This is a genomic window from Serratia sp. 506_PEND (assembly GCF_001076875.1).
GTDB lineage: Bacteria > Pseudomonadota > Gammaproteobacteria > Enterobacterales > Enterobacteriaceae > Serratia > Serratia marcescens.
The window spans coordinates 1-2,076 of the sequence record NZ_JVEL01000057.1; the positions used below are offsets into that span (position 1 = coordinate 1).

Below are 2,076 nucleotides of genomic sequence, written 5' to 3' on the forward strand. Positions count from 1 at the left end.
GCCGCCGCTTGCTCGGCCACGGCGGTTCCCACGCCGGTTACAAAACCTATTTCCTGCTGGCGCCCGACCGTCAGGCCGGCGTCGCGCTGGTGGCCAATCGCGAAGATTGCGACAGTTTCGGGATGGCTTTGCAGGTGATGGCGGCGCTGCTCGGCGAACCGCTGCCGCAGCGCAGCACGGCGATCCCCGACGGCCTCTACGCCACGCTGGCGGAGCCGCACTGGCTGGAGGTCAAAGACGGCAACCTGGCCTATCTGGGCAGCGATGAACCGCTGTATCAGGGCGAGGACGGGTACGCCGTGTCGCTGTCCGCCCATATGCCGCTCAAATTGAAATGGACCGGTGAAGCGATCGAGGGCGAAGTCGGGCATGTGGCGCGCCGTTTTCTGCCGGTCACGGCCAACGGCGACTGCCTGAAGCATGTGCAGGGGCTGTGGTATCACCCGCACTATCGCACCGCCTTTGAAATTCGCGGCGATCGGGTGCATATCGGCGTCGGTCCGGCGGCGCAGACCGGCACGCTCAGCCCGCTCGGCCAGGGCCGCATGCTGGTGGAGTGCCAGGACGGCCCGTGGTTAAAACGCTTTTGCCTCTATTTCCGCGGTTACAACGTGGATCTCATCGCCAGCCGCAGCCGGATGCTGACCTTCCGCCGCAGCACCGTCGGCCGCGACTGACGCTCAGCGTGCGCTGCCGGTTTTGACGGCCAGCAGCGCATCCGCCAGCCGCCGCTTGTCGGCGGCGCTGAGATTCACCTGATCCACCGACGCCATAAACGCCGCCCGATCCGCCTCGCCGAGCGGGCCGGCACGCAGCCGCTCCGCCAGGCGTTGCAATATCTGGCTGCTCAGTTGCGCGATCTGCGGGCGCACCTGCGCCAACGGCCGCGGCTGCCAGCCGGGCTCCGGGCTCGCCAGCCAGTCGGCACGATAGCGGTACTGAATCGCCTTGGCGGCGTCCATCTGCGCGGCGATAAAAGGCCGCACCGACGCCGGCTCCAGCCCCAAACGCCCCGCCTCCGCCTGCGCGCTGGCCAACACCTTCGCCTCCTGCGCCAGGTCTTCGATCGGTAAATGCTGCTGCGCCTTGTAACCGGCAACGTCTTTCATCAACGACAGCCGCTGGTTCACCAGCTCGCCGATGGCGGCGGCGCCGTCTGCCAACGCCGGAAAACTGGTCAAACAGCAGGCTATCAATAACGCCCTGAACATGGCGCCTCCCTTATGATGCAGTGAAAATGTCAGGCCCAAAGTTCACCACGTCCGCCCCGCGCTGGCAAATAAAAAGGCCCCGCCGCAGCGAGGCCCGATAACGCTCGACAAACGTTAGTCGAAAACGCCATTGATCACGGAGGCCACAATCGCGGTGCTGAGTGCGACCAGCACCAGGTCGTCGCCGGCGATACGCCACTCATAACCCGGGTACTGCGGCAACTCACGCAGCATCGAGTAAGGCACCACTTTTTTGGCGATACCCGGCGGCAGCGGTTTACCGCGCGCCAGATTTTTGGCGATGCCCGGTGGCAGCGAGCTGTAGCCGGTCAGGCCATAGTTGTGCGCCAGCGAACGGGCGCGGTCGCGCGAGAGGCTGACGGAGACCAGATTATCGTCGTTCCTATAGCCGCCTTTATCTTTATTGCCTTTGTTGCCGTGATTGCCGTTGTTGCCATGGTTACCGTTATTGCCGTGATTGCCGCTGTTACCATGGCCGTTCCCGTTGCCGTTACCATTGCCGCCTTTGTCGGCCAAGGCCGGGGCGGATGACAACCCCAGCGATGCAATCAGCGCCAACACCGTGAGAGTCGTACGACGTTTGTTCATGTTGTGTATTCCTGCGTGGGTGACTCTGTTGACTATAGCTAGCCTTTTCCAGACAAAGTATAAGGAAAACTCCGAGATAACGGTGCGCTTTTACAGCATTCGCTTTCAAACCTTGTCTCAACGCAAAATGCCTCGAGAATGCCGATGCTTTTTTCAGATTTTTCTTGAAGAAAAATAAGCCTTACGCTAGCGTGGGAAGGTAACAAAAAAGAGTTAGCGTGCTCTTTTTCGTCGCACCTCAAATCTTATTCTTATC

The 2,076-nt window shown here is 61.5% G+C and carries 2 protein-coding genes and 1 pseudogene; 1 reads left to right on the forward strand and 2 read right to left on the reverse strand.

Features of this window, described 5'->3' with window-relative positions:
- Positions 1–677: pseudogene (locus tag ADK28_RS01805) on the forward strand (serine hydrolase); the annotation flags it as partial.
- A gap of 3 nt (positions 678–680) precedes the next feature.
- On the opposite strand, the gene ADK28_RS01810 reads toward ADK28_RS01805, so the two are convergent.
- Positions 681–1,211 carry a chorismate mutase gene (locus ADK28_RS01810; protein ID WP_033640575.1) on the reverse strand — a complete coding sequence of 177 codons (531 nt, stop codon included), beginning with the start codon at positions 1,209–1,211 and terminating at the stop codon, positions 681–683.
- A 114-nt stretch (positions 1,212–1,325) separates the two neighbouring features.
- Complete coding sequence (locus ADK28_RS01815; RefSeq protein WP_033640576.1) at positions 1,326–1,820, reverse strand: anti-virulence regulator CigR family protein; 495 nt, start codon at positions 1,818–1,820, stop codon at positions 1,326–1,328.
- Positions 1,821–2,076: the final 256 nt, after the last annotated feature.

What these genes read in the sequence shown, in the direction of transcription:
- ADK28_RS01810 (WP_033640575.1), bottom strand. Translation starts at nt 1,211, where the DNA reads ATGTTCAGGGCGTTATTGATAGCCTGCTGTTTGACCAGTTTTCCGGCG.
- ADK28_RS01815 (WP_033640576.1), bottom strand. Translation starts at nt 1,820, where the DNA reads ATGAACAAACGTCGTACGACTCTCACGGTGTTGGCGCTGATTGCATCG.